At 35.9% G+C, this 21,852-nt stretch carries 21 protein-coding genes; 13 read left to right on the forward strand and 8 right to left on the reverse strand.

The genetic code is table 11. From position 1 onward, the window contains the following. Positions 1-39: 39 nt before the first annotated feature. Entirely contained in the window at positions 40-2,802 is a 2,763-nt protein-coding gene (gene polA / locus Q9M50_07330; GenBank protein MDQ7090442.1) for a DNA polymerase I, read from the reverse strand. 167 nt (positions 2,803-2,969) lie between these two features. On the opposite strand from polA, the gene Q9M50_07335 reads away from it, so the two are divergent. From Q9M50_07335 to Q9M50_07360, 6 genes are all read left to right on the forward strand, one after another. After that, positions 2,970-3,578, forward strand: a complete 609-nt coding sequence (locus Q9M50_07335) for a TerD family protein (GenBank protein MDQ7090443.1) — start codon at positions 2,970-2,972, stop codon at positions 3,576-3,578. Positions 3,579-3,595: 17 nt separating this feature from the next. Then, positions 3,596-4,204, forward strand: a complete 609-nt coding sequence (locus Q9M50_07340; GenBank protein ID MDQ7090444.1) for a TerD family protein — start codon at positions 3,596-3,598, stop codon at positions 4,202-4,204. Between the two features lie 214 nt (positions 4,205-4,418). After that, on the forward strand, positions 4,419-5,996 hold the full coding sequence (locus tag Q9M50_07345; protein ID MDQ7090445.1) for a type I restriction-modification system subunit M: 1,578 nt from the start codon (positions 4,419-4,421) through the stop codon (positions 5,994-5,996). 11 nt (positions 5,997-6,007) lie between these two features. Continuing rightward, entirely contained in the window at positions 6,008-6,424 is a 417-nt protein-coding gene (locus Q9M50_07350; GenBank protein ID MDQ7090446.1) for an HI0074 family nucleotidyltransferase substrate-binding subunit, read from the forward strand. Further along, positions 6,405-7,946, forward strand: coding sequence for a restriction endonuclease subunit S (locus Q9M50_07355; protein MDQ7090447.1), 1,542 nt, complete (start codon positions 6,405-6,407; stop codon positions 7,944-7,946). The genes Q9M50_07350 and Q9M50_07355 overlap by 20 nt, the downstream gene beginning before the upstream one ends. Before the next feature lie 14 nt (positions 7,947-7,960). After that, a complete protein-coding gene (locus Q9M50_07360) occupies positions 7,961-8,182 on the forward strand; it encodes a type II toxin-antitoxin system VapB family antitoxin (GenBank protein MDQ7090448.1) in 222 nt (73 codons plus the stop codon). A gap of 29 nt (positions 8,183-8,211) precedes the next feature. Here Q9M50_07360 and Q9M50_07365 read toward each other — a convergent pair whose 3' ends face one another. Then, a complete protein-coding gene (locus Q9M50_07365; GenBank protein MDQ7090449.1) occupies positions 8,212-8,466 on the reverse strand; it encodes a Txe/YoeB family addiction module toxin in 255 nt (84 codons plus the stop codon). Beyond that, complete coding sequence (locus tag Q9M50_07370) at positions 8,463-8,714, reverse strand: type II toxin-antitoxin system prevent-host-death family antitoxin (protein ID MDQ7090450.1); 252 nt, start codon at positions 8,712-8,714, stop codon at positions 8,463-8,465. The genes Q9M50_07365 and Q9M50_07370 overlap by 4 nt, the downstream gene beginning before the upstream one ends. Before the next feature lie 130 nt (positions 8,715-8,844). Between Q9M50_07370 and Q9M50_07375 the strand changes: the two genes are divergently transcribed. The 3 genes from Q9M50_07375 (at position 8,845) to Q9M50_07385 (ending at position 13,097) form a co-directional block, all read left to right on the forward strand. Further along, a complete protein-coding gene (locus Q9M50_07375) occupies positions 8,845-9,255 on the forward strand; it encodes a nucleotidyltransferase substrate binding protein (protein ID MDQ7090451.1) in 411 nt (136 codons plus the stop codon). Positions 9,256-9,559: 304 nt separating this feature from the next. Next, complete coding sequence (locus Q9M50_07380) at positions 9,560-12,439, forward strand: type I restriction endonuclease subunit R (protein ID MDQ7090452.1); 2,880 nt, start codon at positions 9,560-9,562, stop codon at positions 12,437-12,439. Between the two features lie 124 nt (positions 12,440-12,563). Then, positions 12,564-13,097, forward strand: a complete 534-nt coding sequence (locus Q9M50_07385) for a copper resistance protein NlpE (protein MDQ7090453.1) — start codon at positions 12,564-12,566, stop codon at positions 13,095-13,097. Between the two features lie 658 nt (positions 13,098-13,755). Here the strand turns inward: Q9M50_07385 and groL are convergent. Next, positions 13,756-15,411 carry a chaperonin GroEL gene (groL, locus tag Q9M50_07390; protein MDQ7090454.1) on the reverse strand — a complete coding sequence of 552 codons (1,656 nt, stop codon included), beginning with the start codon at positions 15,409-15,411 and terminating at the stop codon, positions 13,756-13,758. Between the two features lie 46 nt (positions 15,412-15,457). Further along, positions 15,458-15,745: a co-chaperone GroES gene (locus tag Q9M50_07395; GenBank protein ID MDQ7090455.1), complete on the reverse strand. Its 288-nt coding sequence runs from the start codon at positions 15,743-15,745 to the stop codon at positions 15,458-15,460. A gap of 162 nt (positions 15,746-15,907) precedes the next feature. Between Q9M50_07395 and moeB the strand changes: the two genes are divergently transcribed. Beyond that, positions 15,908-16,657, forward strand: coding sequence for a molybdopterin-synthase adenylyltransferase MoeB (gene moeB, locus Q9M50_07400; GenBank protein ID MDQ7090456.1), 750 nt, complete (start codon positions 15,908-15,910; stop codon positions 16,655-16,657). Between the two features lie 3 nt (positions 16,658-16,660). Next, positions 16,661-17,185 (forward strand): DUF523 domain-containing protein, encoded by a 525-nt coding sequence (locus Q9M50_07405; GenBank protein ID MDQ7090457.1) that lies wholly within the window; start codon positions 16,661-16,663, stop codon positions 17,183-17,185. A 25-nt stretch (positions 17,186-17,210) separates the two neighbouring features. Here Q9M50_07405 and Q9M50_07410 read toward each other — a convergent pair whose 3' ends face one another. After that, a complete protein-coding gene (locus Q9M50_07410; GenBank protein ID MDQ7090458.1) occupies positions 17,211-18,524 on the reverse strand; it encodes a YihY/virulence factor BrkB family protein in 1,314 nt (437 codons plus the stop codon). 135 nt (positions 18,525-18,659) lie between these two features. Between Q9M50_07410 and Q9M50_07415 the strand changes: the two genes are divergently transcribed. Further along, positions 18,660-18,809, forward strand: a complete 150-nt coding sequence (locus Q9M50_07415; GenBank protein ID MDQ7090459.1) for a hypothetical protein — start codon at positions 18,660-18,662, stop codon at positions 18,807-18,809. A gap of 514 nt (positions 18,810-19,323) precedes the next feature. On the opposite strand, the gene Q9M50_07420 is transcribed toward Q9M50_07415, so the two are convergent. Next, positions 19,324-20,181: a transposase gene (locus Q9M50_07420; GenBank protein MDQ7090460.1), complete on the reverse strand. Its 858-nt coding sequence runs from the start codon at positions 20,179-20,181 to the stop codon at positions 19,324-19,326. 254 nt (positions 20,182-20,435) lie between these two features. On the opposite strand from Q9M50_07420, the gene Q9M50_07425 reads away from it, so the two are divergent. Continuing rightward, positions 20,436-20,597, forward strand: a complete 162-nt coding sequence (locus tag Q9M50_07425; protein MDQ7090461.1) for a hypothetical protein — start codon at positions 20,436-20,438, stop codon at positions 20,595-20,597. Positions 20,598-20,905: 308 nt separating this feature from the next. Here Q9M50_07425 and cyoE read toward each other — a convergent pair whose 3' ends face one another. Then, positions 20,906-21,793, reverse strand: coding sequence for a heme o synthase (gene cyoE / locus Q9M50_07430; protein ID MDQ7090462.1), 888 nt, complete (start codon positions 21,791-21,793; stop codon positions 20,906-20,908). Positions 21,794-21,852 lie beyond the last annotated feature (59 nt).

A 21,852-nucleotide genomic window follows, 5' to 3' on the forward strand; every position in this document is an offset into this window, starting at 1 on the left:
AAAGCCGAGCCGTCTAAACGGCTCACCTTGAGACCCATATTAATGCGCCTCATCCCAATTATCGCCGATGCCTATATCGACAATTAAAGGAACATCCAGCGGCATTGCTGAACACATTAACTGATTAATTTGAGTGGTCGCGGAGTCGATAATGGTTTCATGGATTTCAAAAACCAACTCATCATGGACTTGCATAATCATTTTAACGTCGGCTTGAGAATTAACAATCCAATCATGAGTTGATAACATCGCCCGCTTAATAATATCTGCCGCCGTTCCTTGCATTGGGGCATTAATCGCCGTCCGTTCCGCATATTGACGTTTGCGTCCATTACTGGCATTAATTTCAGGTAAATATAATCGCCGCCCTAATAAAGTCTCGACATAGCCTTGTTGTTTTGCCAATTCACAGGTGGTTTCCATATAATGTTTCACCCCGGGGTAACGCTCAAAATATAAATCAATATACAATTGCGCCTTGCCTTTTTCGATCCCCAATTGTTGAGCTAATCCAAACGCGGACATTCCATAAATTAACCCAAAATTAATCGCTTTAGCCGAACGACGTAAATCTGGTGTCACCTTATCTTTGCTAATTTCAAACACCTCCGCTGCGGTTGCGGTATGAATATCTTCACCCTTTGCAAACGCATTTAACAAACCCGAATCTTTCGATAAATGCGCCATGATTCTTAATTCTATTTGAGAATAATCAGCCGCCACGATTTTATAGCCTTTAGGTGCAATAAACGCTTGGCGGATTTTACGCCCATTTTCACTGCGAATAGGAATATTTTGTAAATTAGGATTGGATGAGGATAAGCGTCCAGTTGCCGTAACCGCCTGATGATAAGAGGTATGAATCCGATTGGTTTTAGTCTTAACTTGTAACGGTAGTTTATCGGTATAAGTCGATTTTAATTTACTTAAACTACGGTATTCTAAAATAAATTTAGGCAAAGGATATTCTTGAGCCAGTTCTTGTAATACAGGTTCCGCCGTTGAGGGTTGCCCTTTAGGGGTTTTTTTTAAAACAGGGAGCTTTAATTTATCATAAAGAATGTGTTGAATTTGTTTCGGCGAATTAATATTAAAACTCTCACCCGCTAAATCATGGGTTTGTTGTTCCAATGAAATTAATTGACTGGCAAACTCCATGCTTTGAGTGGCTAATTGATCGCTATCAATTAAAACCCCATTTGCTTCAATTTGTGTCAAAACAGATAATAGCGGAATTTCTAATTGCTGATAAAGGTGTTGCAACTGTGGCAACGCGGCTAATTTATCACGAAACAGCGAGTGCAAACGCAAACTCATCTCAACGCCTTCTGCGGCATAAGGGGTTGCTTGCGCTAAGGCAACGTCTTTAAATGAAATTTGTTTTACTCCCTTCCCTGCCACGTCTTCATAATGAATCGTCTTTAATTTTAGATAAAATTTCGCCAAATCATCCGTATTATGTTTGGTTGCCACACTGTTCAACACATAAGAGGCCAGCATGGTATCGTCTTGAATCCCTTGTAAGGTGATTCCATGATTTTTTAAAACATGCGCCTCGTATTTAAGGTTTTGACCGACTTTTGCCTTCGTTTTATCTTCTAATAGCGGTTTAAACTGGGCTAAAACAGACTCTAAATTAAGCTGAGGCGGAACATCAATATAATCATGGGCTAAGGGCAGATAAGCCGCTATTCCAACCGTAACCGCAAACGATAAGCCTACGATTTTTGCCTCTGAATAATTAAGATCGGTCGTTTTAGTATTAAACGCAAAAATTTCAGCCTGCTCTAAACGTTGAAGCCATTCATCTAAATGTGTTTGCGTTAAAATCGTTTGATAATCTATTTTTAGCGGATCACTGGACGGTGACTCGTCAACCGCATCAACGACTTCAATTACCTCAACCACTTCAACCACTTCAACCACTTCAACCACCTTTGTGGATTTATTTTGTGACTGAAGTTGCCTAAGCCATCCTGAAAACCCTAAATCACTGACCTGCTGCATCAGTAAATTTAGATCAGCGGGTTTCGATTTTAAATCCTCCAGCGTATAGGTTAAATTTAAATCGGTTTTAAGGGTCGTCAGTTGTTTTGATAAGGCTAACTGTTCCAAATTGGCACGTAAACTTTCGCCGACCTTGCCTTTAATTTCATCGGCTGAGGCGATTAAATTATCAATGGTTTGATACTGAGCTAACCACTTTGCCGCCGTTTTCGTACCCACTTTAGGGATACCAGGAATATTATCCGAACTATCGCCCATTAAGGCTAAATAATCTATAATTTGCTCAGGCGTAACCCCAAACTTATCAACAACCCCTTGCCGATCCATTTTTGTATTGGACATACTATTTTCAAGGGTAATATTCTCGGTGACTAATTGCGCCATATCTTTATCCCCAGTGGAAATAATGACCTCAAAGCCTTCATTTTCGGCATAGCGTGCCAAAGCCCCTAACACATCATCGGCTTCAACCCCGCTTTCAATAATTAAAGGTAAGCCCATTGCTTTTATCAAATCATGCAACGGTTGAATTTGTACGCGCAAATCATCATCCATCGGCGGACGGTTTGCTTTATACGCCTCATAGAGCTGATGGCGAAAGGTTTTGCCTTTTGCATCAAAGACCACAGTAAAATAAGGCGTTTGATAATCTTTGATTAATTTACGCAACATATTAGCCACCCCATAAATAGCATGGGTGGGGAGTCCAGCGGAATTGGTTAACGGTGGAACAGCATGATAGGCTCGAAATAAAAAAGAAGAGCCGTCGATTAAAATAAGACGTTGTTTTGACATATTTTTAAGCGGTTAAAGGTAAAGCTGCATTAAGAGTGTGAGCTAGGTCACTTAAGCTTTAAAAATTCGATAACAGAAATTGACAAAGTATAAGAGATAATAGAATCTGCCTATATAATAACGCATCTATCATAAAATAATTCATTAAACTAACAGGGGTAACTATCATGGTAATTAGTCTTCAAAAGGGACAACGGATCAGTCTTGAGAAAGCAGGCAAAGGATTAGAAAAAATATGTGTCGGGGTTAATTGGGGCGCGATTGAGAAAAAAGGGCTCTTTGGAAAGCTTAAAAAAGTGGGCGTTGATTTAGATGCCTCTGTGGGTTTATTTTCAGATGATAAAAAATTAATAGGTAAAGTTTATTTTGGTAAATTAGCCTCACAATGCGGATCTATACGGCATTCAGGGGATGATTTAACGGGCGATACGGAAGGGGATGATGGCTTAGACAATGAAGTCATCACCGTTGATTTAACTGCGGTTCCTGCCAATGTAAGCCAACTTGTTTTTGTTTTAAATTCATTTAATGGACAGGATTTTGCCAGCATTCCGTTTGCATCCATTCGCGTTTATGAGGGGACTCCAAGTCGTGTTGATGAGATTGTAGCCACTTATGACATAGCGAATGATGCAACATTTTCGGGTAAAGTTTCAATGGTTTTGGGGAAATTATATCGACATGCAGACGCATGGAAATTTACCTCACTAGGTGACTCAACTGAAGATCGTAAATTAGATGCGACGTTAAAAACAGTTGAACGTAAATATCTTTAATAATTAAGGGGAATAACATGGCGATAAGTCTTCAAAAAGGGCAACGTATTAGTCTGGCTAAAGGCGGAAATAGTTTAGAGCGTATTTGTATTGGGGTAAATTGGGGCGCGATTGAGAAAAAAAGCTTATTCGGTAAAATGAAAAAAGTGGCGGTTGATTTAGATGCGTCAGTGGGATTATTTGCAGAAAACAAACAATTAATGGATATTGTTTATTTTGGTCAATTAGCGTCAAAATGTGGTTCAATTCAGCATTCAGGCGATGATTTAACGGGGGATATGGAAGGCGATGATGGCTTAGATAATGAGGTTATCGTGGTTGATTTAACCCGTATTCCTAAAACTATTCATCAAGTCGTTTTTGTGCTGAATTCATTTCAGGGACAAGATTTTGCCTCGATTCCATTTGCCTCCATTCGGATTTATGAAGGCACGCCTGAGCGTGTTGATGAGATTATCGCTACCTTTGATATTGCAAATGATGCGACTTTTTCAGGCAAAGTTTCAATGATTATGGGTAAACTTTACCGTCATTCGGGCGCGTGGAAATTTACCTCGATTGGTGATTCCACCGCAGATAAAAAATTAGAACAAACATTAAATACGGTTTCAAAGCAATATCTTTAAGATTCAACCGTTATCATTTGAAAAAAATGATGTCGTCATTCCCCCTAAAAATTTATATTTTATAGGTTAGGTTTTTCTGTCAATGATAAAACAATAAGAGGGCGTTCAAAATAGATTTTTGGAGGTCCTTATTTTATTGAGCCATCAAATTTAAGTTGGGTTGACTAAACTATTTATCATCGACGGCCCTTTTTATCTCAATTAAAACTACTCAATGTCAGAAGAACAAAAGAAATTACTTGAACAGCAGCTTTGGAATATCGCCAATGAACTCCGAGGAAAGATGGATGCGGACGAGTTCCGTGATTACATTTTGGGCTTTATTTTCTACAAATATCTTTCTGAAAAGATGATGATTTATGCAAACAAGATTCTAAAAGAAGACGGCTTGCAGTATGACGCTATCAAGGAAGATAACGAAGAGGGGAGAGAGTACCTTGAAGCGATTAAGGAAGAATCTATTGATAAATTAGGTTACTTTTTAAAGCCGTCTGAATTATTCAGTGAAATAGCTAAAAAGGGCAATGCCGAAAGTGAGAACGAGGATCAAAGTAATTTTATTCTTGAAGATTTAACTAAGATTCTCAAAAACATTGAAGCCAGTACCATGGGGACGGCTTCAGAAGATGATTTTGATGATTTATTTTCTGATTTAGATTTAACTTCACAAAAACTGGGTAAAACTGCAACCGCTAAAAACACCTTAATTTCTAAAGTATTAAGTCATTTAGATGCCATAGATTTTAGTCTTGATGATCCTAAAGCGGATGTTTTAGGGGATGCTTATGAGTATTTAATTGGGCAATTTGCCAGTGGGGCAGGGAAAAAAGCAGGGGAATTTTATACGCCACAACAAGTTTCAACGGTGTTGGCTAAAATCGTGACCACGGGTAAAACGCGTTTAAAATCGGTTTATGATCCTACTTGTGGTTCAGGTTCATTATTGCTCAGGGTTAAAAGAGAGGTTCAGGATGTTAACGTGTTTTACGGACAAGAATTAAATAATACTACTTACAACCTTGCAAGAATGAATATGATTTTGCACGGGGTTCATTATCAAAAGTTTGATATTAAGCAGGAGGACACGCTTGAGCATCCACAACACTTAGGGCAAGAATTTGAAGCCATTGTAGCGAATCCGCCTTTTTCAGCGCATTGGTCGGCTAATCAACTTTTTATGGGCGATGAGCGTTTTAGTCAATATGGCAAGTTAGCCCCAAAAACCAAAGCGGATTTTGCTTTTGTGCAACACATGATTTCACAGCTTGCTGAAAATGGCATTATGGCAGTGGTGTTACCGCATGGGGTTTTATTTAGGGGAAGTAGCGAGGGGCATATTAGAAAATATTTAATTGAAGATAGAAATTATCTTGACGCGGTGATTGGTTTACCTGCTAATATTTTTTATGGGACTTCGATACCCACCTGTATTTTAGTGTTTAAGAAATGTCGTGAAGCGGATAATACGATTTTATTTATTGATGCTAGTGCGCATTTTGAAAAAAAGAAGAATCAAAATTATTTGAGAAATGAGGATATTAACAAGCTTATTCACACGTTTCAGCAACGAATTGTTGAGAATAAATACAGTTATTGTGCCAGTTTAGAAGAGGTTAAGGAAAATGACTACAATTTAAATATTCCGCGTTATGTCGATACTTTTGAGGAAGAAGAGCCCATTGATTTACAGGCGGTCGCCAGTGAGTTGGTGAGTTTAGATGAGGAAATAACTCAAACCGACAATAATATTTTAGATTTTTGTAAGCAACTTAATATTGCAACCCCGTTTTAAGGAATTGTAAAATGTATAACGAGCGACTCGATTTAACCGCCTTTAATAAAGTGATTTCGTCATTGGGTGAGGCATTAAGAGAGTACGAAAAAGACAAAACCAACACCTTTGTCAGGGATTCTTGTATTCAACGGTTTGAATACTGTTATGAAATGTCAAAAAAAATATTAATCCGCTATTTAAAAAGTATGTCTGACGACCCGATGGAAATCGACCGAGAAAAGTTATCTAATTTAATTCGGTACGCTTATAAAATCGGCATCGTTAAGCATAGTTGGGATGAGTGGGATATTTACAGGGAAAATAGAAATAATACCTCTCATGGCTATGATGAGGATATTGCTGTTGAAATTGTGGAACAGTTACCCGCGTTTTATCATGAGATTTTATTTTTAAGTGACCGTATTAATGCCAACAATGAAAATTAAATTTGATGTGACGCCAAAAGAGTTACTTATCGTTAGGGATATTTTAGCGAAATATTTGCAAGAGGATTGCACGGTTTGGATTTTTGGTAGTCGTGCTAAAAGCAGCTCATTAGTGGGTTCTGATTTGGATTTAGCCCTAGAGTGCAAGGATAAGATAGCATTAAAATTATTGACTCAGCTAAAAATAGCCTTTGAAGATTCACGCCTGCCTTATCGTGTTGATGTTATTGATATGCACGCAGTTAAGCCTTATTTTAAAGAAATTATTGATAAAGAGAAAATAGTGTTTCCATTGAAAGCCATCAATAAAAAAGTGCCTGTTTTAAGGTTTCCTGAATTTTCGGGGGATTGGGAAGGGAAAAGTTTCAAGCAATTAGTCAAATTGCAAAGGGGAAGTTCTCCTCGTCCTATTGTGAGGTTTGTTACAAAGTCTGATGATGGAGTAAATTGGATTAAGATTGGTGATACCAAATTAAGTAATATTTATATTAATTCTACAGCAGAGAAAATAACAAAAAAAGGTGCTGAAAAATCTAGGAAAGTTAATGTGGGTGAAATAATTCTGTCAAACTCTATGAGTTATGGAAAGCCATATATATTAAATATAGATGGATATATTCACGATGGATGGTTTGTTCTCAGAGATTATGAAAAGAATTTTAATAAAGCATATTTACGTCAATTATTAGGTTCTGAACTTGTTCAAAAACAATATAAAAGATTAGCGGCAGGAGGCGTGGTTAGTAATATCAGTAGCGAATTGGTTAATTCAGTAAAAATAAATCTACCAGCCAAACTAGAACAACAAAAAATCGCCGATTTTTTAACCCAAATCGACCGTAAAATAGAGCAGTTAAGCAAGAAAAAACAGCTTTTAGAACGCTATAAAAAAGGGGTGATGCAAAAGGTTTTTTCTCAAGCGTTGAGATTTAAAGACGACAACGGCAATGCTTACCCTGATTGGGAAGTTAAAAGGTTGGGGGATGTTACAAAAATTTATGATGGTACTCATATGACTCCTGATTATAAAAAAGAGGGAATACCTTTTTATAGTGTTGAACATTTAACCAGTAATAATTTTTTTAATACAAAATTTATTTCTAAAGAGGTTTTTGAAAAAGAAAATAAAAGGGTAAAACTGGAAAAAGGTGATATTTTGATGACTAAAATAGGAGATATTGGAACATCAAAATATATTAATTGGGATGTTAATGCTTCATTTTATGTAAGTCTTGCCTTAATAAAAAAAACAGAAATTAATAATACTTTATTTATTAATCAGTATATTAAATCTTCACTTTTTCAAAAGGAATTACATAAAAGGATTATTCATGTTGCATTCCCTAAAAAAATAAATTTAGGTGAAATTAGTCATTGTTTAATAAATTTCCCTTGTCTTGAAGAACAAACTAAAATCGCCAACTTCCTAACCGAACTCGATCAAAAAATAAACCTCGTAGAAAAACAACTAAATGGCACAAAGGACTATAAAAAAGGACTACTCCAGCAAATGTTTATTTAACTTAGGATATAACCATGACCACAATAACCCTCGATGATAACCTAATAAATCAAGTCATTGCAAAAAGTCATTACCAAAATGCACAAGAAGCTATTAGTAAAATTTTATCTGATTATTTACAACAACCCAAACAAACCAACATTATAGAGCTACTCGCAATGCCTGAAATCGCTGAAATTGAATTTAATCCACCTAAATTAAATACACCGCTTTGTCGCCCAGCGAACTTATCATAATGTATTTACTTGATACCAATGTCATTTACTTAATAATGATAACGAAGTTGTGCAATTAAAATAGAATCCTCAGTCACTTTATAAACAATTCGATGCTCATCATTGATACGCCGAGACCAAAAACCAGATAACGCATGTTTTAATGGCTCAGGTTTACCCATGCCTTCAAAAGGCTCTCGTTGAATAGCTTTAATTAAACTATTAATCCTTTTCAGCATCGCTTTATCCGTTTTTTGCCAATAAAGGTAACTATCCCATGCTTTAGGCGCAAAAATAAGCTTCATTCTATTAAATTTTGCTCTATACCTTTCCCTGTTTCAAGTGATTCAATTGACTCAAGTAAATTTCGAGCATTAGCAGGTGAACAAAGTAAATAAGCAGTTTCTTCCAATGCGTGATAATCCTCCAAAGAAAGCATAACCACAGGTGTTTCACGTTTTCGGGTAATAATAATGGGCGCGTGGTCATTGCAAACCTGCTTCATTGTTTTTGATAAATTTGCGCGAATAGCCGTATAGCTTATCGTATCCATAAAAACCTCTTTACTAATAAGTACAGATAAATGTACCTCGTAGTATAATCTTAGATAATAAAAAATCAAGTGTGTTTGATATAAATTACCATCACCAAATATAAACTTTGACCTTAGCCAAACTTTAAAAATGACGCAAGATATTCGCTGGATACAACGCTTTAATAACTTTTTAAAAGCCTTTGCTCAATTAACTAAGTTTATGGCTAGAGATAGTTTAAATGAACTGGAAGAACAAGGCTTAATTCAATCTTTTGAATACAATCATGAATTAGCTTGGAAAACCCAAAAAGACTTTTTAGAATATCGGGGCGTTATAAATTTATATGGTTCAAAAGATGTGACCAGAGAGGCATTTAAGGTGGGTTTAATTACCGAGTCTGAACTATGGATGGAAATGATTAAAGACCGTAATTTAAGCTCTCATACCTACCATGAAGAAACAACCCAAAAAATCATTAATCATATTATTGATGATTATTATTCAGAATTTGCAGCACTTATTGAAACCTTAAAAAAACATCGTGATGAATCTTTCTGAACAATCAGGCTTAAACCCTGACACTGTGTTAAAAATTCAAACCGCTTTAGCTCAATTTGATGCGATTGAAAGCGTGGTTTTATATGGCTCACGCGCCAAAGGTAATTATAAAAATGGCTCTGATATTGATTTAAGTATTAAAACCATCGAAAAACCTGCTAAAAATTTATTATCTCAGGTCATGGATGCCATAGAGGATTTAGAGCTTATTTACGGCTTTGATATTTCTTTATTTTCCCCTCTTAATAATGCTGATTTAATCAAACATATTAACCATATAGGCATTGAATTTTATAATAAAAACTTGTTTAAAAAACAACAACAAAAACAAATGCAGCAAAAAAATTATGCAAAAGAAGTTAGTCAATCAGAACAAGCCTTAGAAGATAATCTGGTTAAACAACTGGTTTCACTCGGTCACAACTTGGTAAAAATCAAAGACGAAAAAGATCTACTGGCTAATTTAAAAATTCAACTAGAAAAACATAATCGCTTAACCTTAACCGATGGCGAATTTTCTAAAGTCCTAAACCACTTGAACAAAGGCAATGTATTTGAAAGGGCGAAAATTCTTAGAGATAAAATGCACCTTGAAAAAGAAAACGGTGATTCGCTCTATCTTGAATTTATCAACCAAGATCACTGGTGTAAAAATCAATTTCAAGTCACCCAACAAGTGACCATGGAAGGAAGCTATAAAAACCGCTACGATGTTACTCTGCTTATAAACGGTTTGCCATTGGTACAAATTGAACTGAAAAGAAGAGGGCTAGAACTCAAAGAAGCCTTTAATCAAATCAACCGTTATCAAAAACATTCTTATTTCGCAGGTTCAGCTCTCTTCAATTATATTCAGTTATTTATTATCAGTAATGGGGTCAATACCAAGTATTATGCAAATAATCGTCACCAGTCCTTTAAACAAACCTTTTACTGGGCGGATGAACACAATAAAAATATCACAGGGTTAGAAGAATTTGCCGATGATTTTTTAGAAAAATGCCACATTGCCAAGATGATTACAAAATACATCGTTTTGAACGCAACTCAAAAAATTTTAATGGCACTTAGACCGTATCAATATTATGCAACGGAAGCTATTATAAACCGCGTAAAAGATACTGATAAAAATGGTTATATTTGGCATACAACAGGTTCAGGAAAAACGCTAACCTCCTTTAAAGTCAGTCAGATTTTAACCAAACTACCCCAAGTACATAAGGTGGTTTTTGTGGTGGATAGAAAAGATCTTGATTATCAAACCACCAAAGAATTTAACGGTTTTTCGGATGGTTCAGTGGATGGTACAGATAATACTATCGCCTTAGTCAAACAATTTTCTGATGATACCAAGCTGATTGTTACCACCATTCAAAAACTAAATACAGCGATTAAAAACCCCAAGTATTTAAGTAAAATGGAAAAACTTAAACATAAAAAAATCGTGTTTATTTTTGATGAATGCCATCGCTCACAATTTGGAGAAACGCATAATCGTATAAAAAACTTTTTTGAAAATCATCAAATGTTTGGTTTTACGGGGACACCGATTTTTGCAGAAAATACCCTAGGCTTAAAAACGACCAAAGACCTATTTCATGATTGTTTGCATAAATATGTAATTACCGATGCGATTAAAGATGAAAATGTTTTAAAGTTTTCTATTGAGTATGTGGGTAGGTATAAGCAAAAAGAAGACAGTCAAAATGAAATAGATATTGAAGTCGAAGATATTGATACTAAAGAGTTATTAGAAAGCCCTGTAAGGCTTGAGAAAATCACCGATTATATTATTGCTAATCATAATCGCAAAACCCATAGTAGAGCCTTTACAGCACTATTTTGTGTGAGTTCTATTGATACCGTAACCCAATATTACGATTTATTTCAGGCTAAAAAACAGGCAGGAAAACATAATTTAAGGGTTGCCACGATTTTTAGTTTTATCGCCAATGAAAATGATACGGATGCTAACGGGTTTATTCCTGATGTGGAACTAGAAATAAAAAAAGGGGGGTCTCTAAATCAGCATAGTAGGGATAAATTAGACAGCTATATTGCTGATTATAATAAGCTATTCAATACCCGTTATTCAACCAGAGATAGCCACAGTTTTTACAATTACTATCAAGATATAGCTAAAAAAGTTAAAGAGAAAAAAATTGATATTTTGCTAGTGGTGAATATGTTTTTAACGGGCTTTGATAGTCCACCGCTTAACACTTTATATGTTGATAAAAATTTAAAATATCATGGTTTGATTCAGGCTTTTTCAAGAACTAACAGAATATTAGACGAGAAAAAATCACAAGGGAATATTATTTGTTTCCGTAACCTGAAAAAAAATACCGATGATGCGATTACTTTATTTTCTAATAAAGAGGCCAAAGAAACCATTTTAGTAGAGCCTTATGAAAACTATATTGATAAATTTAATCAGGGCTTTGCTGAATTGTTAAAGTTAGCTCCAACGCTTGAAAGTGTGGATGAACTAAGCACTGAAGAGCAAGAGCTTGGTTTTATAAAAGCCTTCAGGGAATTAATGCGGTTAAATAATGTTTTATCCAGTTTTGCAAATTTTAAATTTACTGATTTAGAGATGACGCAGCAGAATTTTGAGGACTACAAAAGTAAATATTTAGACTTACACGATAAAGTTAAAAGTGACCGTGCTAAAGAAAAAGTTTCTATTCTTGATGATGTGGATTTTGAGCTAGAACTTATTCATCGTGATGATGTAAATGTGGCTTATATTTTAAGGTTGCTAGGTAACTTTAAAGATCAAAAACAAGAAGATCGGGAAAAAAATAAAAAAGCGATTATTGATTTATTAACTGGGGATGCCAAGCTGAGAAGTAAAAAATCCCTGATTGAAAAATTTATTAATGAAAATGTTATTGAGCTTAAAGAGATAGAAAATATTGAAGAAATATTTGAAACCTTTTGGGGTGAAGAAAAACAAAAAGCTTTTGAAGTGCTTTGTGAACAAGAAAACCTGAACCCTGAAAAGTTGCAAGAAGTTATCGGGAATTATCTTTATACAACAAGAAAACCGCTTAGGGATGATATTGTAGCGATTCTTAATAATAAGCCTAAGTTACTTGAAAGAAAAAAGATCATTAAGCGAGTGACGGACAAAATAATTGCTTTTGTTGATATTTTTATTGAAGGCATTCACGTTTAATTTTAAATTTTATCGTCTACAGAAGCCAATGATACAATTCTTAACCCGTGGAATATCTAATAAGTAACCACGCTTCTCCATTTAAATAACTCAGGTTATTTCACTGCCCATTGGTTTAAAAATAATGAAAAATTTTCTAAAGTCCTCGCAAACAGCGATTATTCTTTTTTTACTCGGACTTTTAGTGATCTATCTCAATCCTTTTAAAGAAAAATCGGATATGGAAATTATGGCTGTTGTTCAAGAAAATAGAGCCAAACTTAGAAGTCAAAATAATGATATAAAACCGCCGATACCGCTTATGGATGAAGGCCACCCTTTTCGAGGCGTTTTTTATGGTTATCTACCTTGTGATGATTGTGCAGGGGTTAAAATGACCTTATCACTCAAAAATAAACAAAATTATTTATTAGTCACTCAATATGCCCGCTCGTCTAATAAGGAATATTATAATAAAGGAAAATATGAATGGGACGAACAAGCTAATATTGTCACCCTGACTTCACGAAAAGAGGGTGAAATACAAAAATATCAGATTAAAGATGAAGGGGAATTAATTTTATTGAAACCGAATGGGATGAAACTGAAAGGCAATCAAAATCAATACAGTTTACTAAGAACCGATAAAAATAAAGCCCGTTCCGTACATATTCACTAATTAGGATGCTTTACCTTTCAGCGACCAACTTACAATACCTTCGCCAAACATATAGAATAAGTTGAAATATCATTTTAAAAGTTTGTAATTCATTGATTTTATTAGATCTAAAATATTAGGTTTTGGAAAATTTTAGCTCAAAATTCAAATTGGCGAAGGTATTGAACGTAGGAATGAAATTTTAATAACCCCCGAAACTAGCCTTGAGAAATTTTGATTATTCACTAGATTTTCATATTTAGTTTTGGACGTTATTTTCGGCATCCTTCATTTTTTGGTTTACAGTTTAAACTGGAGTCCAATAGCTATAGCTATTGGCGAGTTACGAAAATAGCTAAAGCTATTTTACTCCCCACTATTTTTTAAGAATAAAGTGTAAACTACTTTTGAGCTAAATGAAGGATACTTTATTTTCTCTTGATTCCTTAAGACGGGACACGTTGAGGTTAAGCCGTTCGTGCTGAGTATGAACGGCTTAACCTCACTTCCTTCGATTGAACTCAGTACGAATGGTTAAACCTCGCGCCCTATAGCCTCCCGTCTTAAGTTGGTAGCCTACCTTTCGAGTATTGCACGCATAAAAAATCCCCGATTGTTTTCACAACCGAGGCTTTTGATTGAACAGCTAACGATTCAAAAAATCGTCAACGACAATGATTTACATCATGCCGCCCATGCCGCCCATTCCGCCCATGTCAGGCATACCGCCGCCTGCATGTGCATGACCGTCATCAGAAGAAGGCGCATCAGACACCATTACTTCTGTTGTAATCATTAAGCCTGCAACCGATGCTGCATTTTGTAAGGCTGAACGCGTCACTTTTGCTGGATCTAAAATACCCATCTCAATCATGTCGCCATATTCGCCTGTTGCCGCGTTGTAACCGAAGTTACCTTCGCCTTTGCTAACTTCATTAAGAACAACCGATGATTCATCACCTGCGTTCGCAACAATTTGACGTAAAGGCTCTTCCATTGCACGACGTAGAATAGCAACACCGACTGTTTGGTCGTGGTTAATCCCTTCTAAATCAGTAAGAGCTGCAATCGCACGAACTAAGGCAGTACCGCCTCCAGCAACAACGCCTTCTTCAACTGCAGCACGAGTTGAATGCAGCGCGTCTTCAACACGGGCTTTTTTCTCTTTCATTTCAACTTCAGTTGCCGCGCCAACTTTGATAACCGCAACGCCGCCCGCTAATTTAGCCAAACGTTCTTGCAATTTTTCTTTATCGTAATCAGACGACGCATCTTCTGTTTGTGCGCGAATTTGAGCAACACGGCCTGTGATGTCGTCTTCTGCGCCCGCACCATCAATAATGGTGGTGTTGTCTTTAGTGATTTGAACTTTTTTCGCTGTACCTAGTTGCTCTAACTCAGCTTTTTCTAATGATAAACCAACTTCTTCAGAAATAACGACCGCGCCAGTAAGAATAGCAATGTCTTCTAACATCGCTTTACGACGATCACCAAAACCTGGTGCTTTAACAGCCGCTACTTTAACAATACCGCGCATGTTATTAACTACTAAGGTGGCTAAGGCTTCGCCTTCAACATCTTCTGCGATAATTAATAAAGGACGACCTGCTTTAGCAACGCCTTCCAAAATAGGAAGTAAATCACGAATATTAGAGATTTTTTTATCAAAAACTAAGATAAAAGGACTTTCTAATTCAACACTCATGTTGTCTTGATTGTTGATGAAGTAAGGTGATAAATAACCACGATCAAACTGCATTCCTTCAACAACGTCTAATTCATTTTCTAAACCAGAACCTTCTTCAACGGTAATAACGCCTTCTTTACCGACTTTTTCCATTGCTTCTGCAATGATTTCACCGACAGACTCATCCGAGTTTGCAGAAATTGTACCGACTTGAGCAATCGCTTTATTGTCGGTACAAGGTGCTGCACTATCAATAATCGCTTTAACCGCTTTCGTCACCGCTAAATCAATACCGCGTTTTAAATCCATAGGATTCATGCCCGCTGCAACTGATTTCAAACCTTCATTAACAATAGACTGTGCTAAAACAGTGGCTGTTGTTGTTCCATCACCCGCGACATCAGACGTTTGTGATGCCACTTCTTTAACCATTTGCGCGCCCATATTCTCGAATTTATTTTCTAATTCGATTTCTTTCGCGACTGAAACACCGTCTTTAGTAATCGTAGGTGCGCCAAAGCTTTTATCTAAAACGGCGTTACGACCTTTAGGGCCTAACGTTACTTTTACTGCATCTGCTAAAATATTTACGCCGCGAGCCATCAAGCCACGTGCATCATCACCAAACTTTACGTCTTTTGCTGCCATGTTATTTCTATTCCTATTCTGTAAATGATTATTTGAACGTTAGGGATTAAACTAAAATACCCATGATGTCTTCTTCACGCATAACGATTAATTCGTCACCGTCAACCTTGACTTCGTTACCTGAGTATTTACCAAATAACACTTTATCGCCTACTTTAACTTCTAAAGCACGAACATCGCCATTATCAAGTTGTTTACCATTACCGACGGCTAAAACTTCGCCTTCGCTAGGTTTTTCAGTTGCAGAACCTGGTAAAACGATACCGCCAGCACTTGTTGTTTCTTCTTCAACACGTTTGACGATGACTCGGTCATGTAACGGACGTATTTTCATTAATGTCTCCAAAATGAGTAAAAATTAAAAGGGTTAGCACGCTTTAATAATGAGTGCTAATAATAATCGGGTTATTTTATCTATCTAAGTTATTTGTTTCAAGTGAATCTGTGTTTTATGATAACAACGCTTTTTTACTTAACTTTTTAATCAAATCAAGCTATGAACGATCATCAACTGTTACGCTACAGTCGGCAAATTATGTTGCCTCAAGTCGATATAAAAGGACAACAAGCCTTACTAAACGCCCATGTTTTAATCATAGGGGCCGGTGGGCTAGGTTCGCCCACTTCATTGTATTTAACAGCAGCGGGTATAGGTTCGCTGACTATTTATGATGATGATGTGGTTGAGTTATCTAATTTACAAAGACAGATTACACATTACACAGCCGATATAGGGACGGATAAAGTTATTTCAACTAAAAAGACGTTAAATTTGTTAAATTCACACACCCATGTAAAAGCGGTAAAACAGCGTTTAGAAGGGAATTTATTATTAGAGGAAGTCAAAAAGGCCGATGTGGTTTTAGACTGTTCCGATAACTTTAAAACCCGCTTTGCCATTAATAACGCCTGTGTAGCGCAAAAAACGCCTTTAGTTTCAGGCGCAGCGATTCGTTTTGAAGGTCAAATAACCGTTTTTTTAAATCATCAGAAAGACAGCCCTTGTTACAATTGTCTGTATCAAGACGAAGGCGACGAATTACAAAATTGTGCGACTCATGGGGTCATTGCTCCGATCACAGGCATCGTGGGCAGTATTCAGGCATTAGAGGCGATGAAAATTATTATGGCGATTGGGGAAGTTTTAAACGGACGATTATTATTGTTGGATGGGTTAACAATGGAATGGCAAACGATGCGCTTAAGAAAAAATCCTCAGTGTCCTTGTTGTTCGGGGCGCGAATAAACGATGACCGCCTTGCCTATTCTTGCCATAAGTAGCTGTTTAACAGGGCAAATCGTCCGTTATGATGGTCAACCTAAGTATAATTCTTTACTCATTAATCGACTGAAAGAAAAACTTCAATTGCAGCCTGTTTGTCCAGAAACCGCGATTGGCTTGCCTGTTCCTCGTAATAAAATTCAATTAACCTTAGATCAGGGGAAAATCCGCGTTTTAGATACGGTTAACCCTCGGATTGATTTAACCTTATTATTACAAAATTACGCCGTAGAATTTATAAAACAACACTCGATATCAGGCTTAGTGTTGCAAGAAAAATCGCCAAGTTGTGGGATTGATAATTGTAAGGTCTTTTCAACCCAAGGCGCGTTAATCGGAGTGAATAGTGGTTTATTTGCGGCAACGATTATAAAAGAAAAACCTTTATTACCTGTGTGTTGTGCGATTGATTTACAGACGCAAGACACGGTTTCAAATTTTATTGAGCGCGTTCAACAGTATCATCAACATCATTTTAGGCTTAAACGCTAATCTCATCTATTTAAGGCAAACGTGGTTAAAGATCTTTTAATAAAATATTTTTAGCCGACCTTTTTATTTTTTCATCAAAGCCTAAATTAATCTCAGCGAGTTGAGCAAGACTCGCCATTTCAGGTAATTGATTTTTTTCTTGGGTTTCCAGCGCCTTAATAAATTGATAAATCGTTAGCTTATTAATATCATGAGCAGGATAAAAAACAGGATCTAGCGGCGTGTCGTTCTTAAATTCAACAATCATTTTACAAGTGATTAAGGTTTGTAAACTCGACCGAATCACCATCGCAGGCAATCCTAATTGAGTTGTTATTTCTGCCATTGATAACGCCTTTTCCGCTTGAATAAATTGCTGAATAATTAATTGCATCACGCGTAACGCAATTAGTTTTTTTAAGCGAAAGCTCAGGAATGAAAATTTATCTTTGTATTTATGAAGGGCATAATATTGAATAAAAAAAGTCATTTCACAGCCAAATAAAACCAATAGCCAGCCTAATTGCAGCCAAATAACAAATAACGGTAAGGCGGTAAAACTCCCATAAATGGCGTTGTAACTTGAAACTCCGAGTTGTAATTCTAAATAGCCCCATTGAACAATTTGATAAAAAATGCCTGTAATACTGCCTGCAATAATACCTGCGTTATAATTAACTTTTTGATTCGGCATAAAAATAAAAATAATACTGAATAAAATAGACATAATCACCATGGGTGAATAATTCAACAGGTACAATAAATACGCCGTTCCTTGGGTTGAAAATGGGGTTTTAGTAATCAATCCTGTTATTTGCGTGGTGACAAAAACGGTGATGCTACTGGACGTAATTAATAAAATAGGCGCGAGTAACATGAGGGATAAATAATCACTTAATTTACGTGCAAAATTACGATGTTTTTTAATTTTCCAGATATGATTAAACGATTCTTCAATGTTGCCAATCACACGAATAATGGTCCAAAATAAAACAATAATGCCTGTTCCTGCGACAACACCGCCTTCGGTATTTGCTAATAAGTTTTCAGCAAATTGAATTAGCCGTAAAATTAAGGTTTCTTGTTCGGGAATATAGTCTAATAATTGTTCTTTTAAAATGGTTTCAAAGCCAAAACCTTTGGCGATTCCAAATAACATCGCAATAACAGGAACTATCGAAAGCAAGGTGTAAAGGGTTAATGCCGAGGCGCGTAATAAACACAAGTCGTGATTAAAGCCTTGTCCTGCTAGTAATAAAATCCGTAAACCTTTGATGGCAACGCGTTGGCTCTGATGCAGTCCATCTTCTGCCATGAACCAAATATCTTCTTTAAGAAAGAGCAGGGTATTTTTTAACATAGGCGGAATGAATGTTTAAAGCAAGAGGGATCCTGTTATATTTTAACGATTAAAGTCGTTGCACGCGTGAAAAAATGGGTGTTTTCACGTCTCTGCGTAACCTCTATTATTAATTAAACCGAAAGGAAATTTAGTATGAACTTTTTAATTATTCTCAAATTATTTGGGTTTCTATTGTGGCCTATTTTATTGTTATTACCTTATTTTGTTTTTGATCGTGAACATTTTAAAAAACGGTTTAAAGAAATTGTGAGTCCGACGGATGATTCTAAAAAGAAAGAGTAAGGATCACAGGTGTGATGATTAAACACGATAAAACCCTACAAAGGAAGTGGGACGTTATTTATTGATAAGGCTTGAAGTTATCTCGTATCTCGCTCCCAAGCTGGAGCTTGGGAGTTTCCACGTTTAAAATAAGCGTTATTTTAGCTAAACCCCATATTCTTTCTTGTTGAATTTAAAGCTACTTTTAGATATAAAGAGCTTATTTAACAAGATATTACACTAGATATTAAAAATAATTAAATAGGCTGGATAATGCCATATAACTCAATAAAACGTGTAAAAAACATGATACAAACGAGAAATAACTTTTAGTTAGGTACTTAGGTCATTATTCGAGCAACGACTTAATGATAAGCTAATTGACGACATTCGCAAAATCACGAATAAGGGCATGGCGATTGGTAATGAGGATTTTATTGCACAGATTAAGGTGTTAACAGGTCATAATTTGGTTAGTGTAAACAGAGGGAGACCTGTTGGATGGAGAAAGAGAAAATCAACACTTCGGACAGTTTTAATGCGAGATAACCCCGAAGCGACAAAGCTCCTCGTATTGAGAAGAGCATTTTATTAAACTCAGGTCTACCCCAGAGTTTGAAAAAATACGTTTAATCAATAACTCATTGAAAAATCTAGTCTTCCAGCTACCGATTGAAATTGGTTTTCGTTTAGGACTTAAAAGTCGGTCATGCCATTTAATCAAATTTAGCGCAGTAAAACGTGCCTTAAAATGGCTGTGTAAAGCAGGTTCAGAACGTGCTTGGCAATCACAAAGTCCTGTAAATTGTTTAGCATCACGAAATAGAAATTCAATCTGAAACCGTGCCTTGTAATAATTATAAAGTGTCATTGCATCAATCTCTGTATCTGTTGAAAACAACAAGGCATAACGTGTACCTTGTGACGTTGTTTTAACTAAATAAGCGATGCGAATATTACATTTCAATGAGACAGAATTAACGATTGCTGTATAAATTTTAACACCACCCTGTTTACCTGCTAATTCTAATTTTCTCGTCTCACCCACAATCCACTTACTGTCATAACATTTATGGCGACCTTTTTCTTTTTGCTCACCTTCGTAGAGTAAACGTAAATTAGCATCACAACGTAATTTTCCAATTTGATGGTAACCTTTAGCGATCACGCCATGGGTAAACTTTTGTTTAGAATCCCAAAACTTAGCTAAACCGTAAGTTTTTTCACCACTTTTGTTAACAAAGCTACACTCTAAAGCCGCTATTTTTTGTCCCGACGTTGAAAGAATTTCATTATTACCTACCTGATTAAATTTAAGAAAATCTAACTTTTTATTAAACCATCGACGATAGGTTTTTTCTGATAACTCATTGTAACGGTGGTTTAGAACCACTAGACATTTTTTCTAAAATCGTTTCTATTAGTTGCATGGAAATCTTCTTTTCAGGAAATTGTTGCTTTAGAAACTACATTTTCCTATGAATTGAAGATTTCCTCTACTTTTAAAACTGTCCGAAGTATTGATGTACAAAAACCTTAAAGAAAGCATTAAAAAAATTAAATTATTCGTGACATCGCTGTCCTCGATCACTAAAGAGCCAGCGTGATGAGGGAGCCTTTAGGCGTGGACAATATGCTCAGAAAATCATGCAAAAATTAGATACTGAGGGGAAAATTAATTTATATTACTTTGATGGATCTGGCTTTAGTTTAAATCCTTCTGTACCTTACGCTTGGCAAGAAAAGGGAGCAATATTAGAACTCCCCAGTAAACGTCAATACCTTCGCCAAACGTATAAAGTAAGTTGAAACTCTACTTTTTAATATTGTAACTACTTGATTTTATTAGAATCTAAATATTAGATTTTGAAAGATTCTAGCTCAAAACCTAAATTGGCGAAGGTATTGTTCAGTATCACTTAAATTAATTGTAAAGTTATCAAGATTACGGACTTTTTTAACTTCTATAGACGTAGCAAAGATATCTTTCATAATTATTTTTTTAAAAATTTAACGGAATGTAATTTTCTCGTTCCCAATGAAGACGTTGGGAATGAGGTGATCAGTACGAAATTTGGATAAAATTAATTAATAACCATCAAGGTCATCCTAGTTTTTTAAAAACTCAATGGAATATAATGATCGACTAACAAAGCGGCGAAGATTAGCATTAAATAAATAATCGAAAAGCCAAAGGTTTTCATCGCTGTTTTATCATCTTTTCGCTTCATCATCAAAATAGCAAAAAATAAAAATATAAAACCCAAGGGGATCGCGGTAAAAAGATAAATTAAGTGACTCATTCCTGTTAAATACGGTAATAAAGTCACTATAAATAATAAAATGGTATACAGTAAAATTTGTAATCGGGTAAACTCAACCCCATGTGTTACAGGTAACATGGGGATTTCAATTTTTGCGTACTCTTCACGTCTTGCAATCGCCAATGCCCAAAAATGCGGGGGAGTCCAAATGAATACAATTAAAAATAATAATAAAGAAAACGGATGAACCTCACCTGTCATCGCACACCAGCCTAAAACAGGCGGCGCAGCGCCTGCAGCTCCACCAATAACAATATTTTGGGGAGTCATTCGCTTTAAATAAACGGTGTAAATAACGGCATAACCGATTAAGGATAAAAAGGTTAAGAAAGCCGTGAGGATATTAACCATAAATACCAATAAACCCATCGAAATTGCCCCTAAAATTAAGGCAAAAATCATTACATTTTTTGCTTCCAGATCGCCTTTAGGTAACGGCCTATTTTTAGTTCGAGCCATTTTAGCATCTGATTTGCGATCAATATAATGGTTAATCGCGGCGGCTGAAGCGGCGGCTAAACCAATCCCTATCGTTGCATAGATAAACCTACCCAGCGGGGGAATTCCATCTATGGCAAGCAACATGCCAACAATAGCGGTAAAAATAATCAATGCAACCACGTTCGGTTTACACAGCTCTAGATAATTTTTCCAAGAAAGAATTGTTTTTTCGTGTGTCATTAGAATTCAAATTACTAGCGATAATCGTATAAAATACAGCGAACGATTGATTATCAAAA

It is taken from the genome of Methylococcales bacterium, assembly GCA_030949405.1.
Classification (GTDB): Bacteria; Pseudomonadota; Gammaproteobacteria; order Methylococcales; family Methylomonadaceae; genus WTBX01.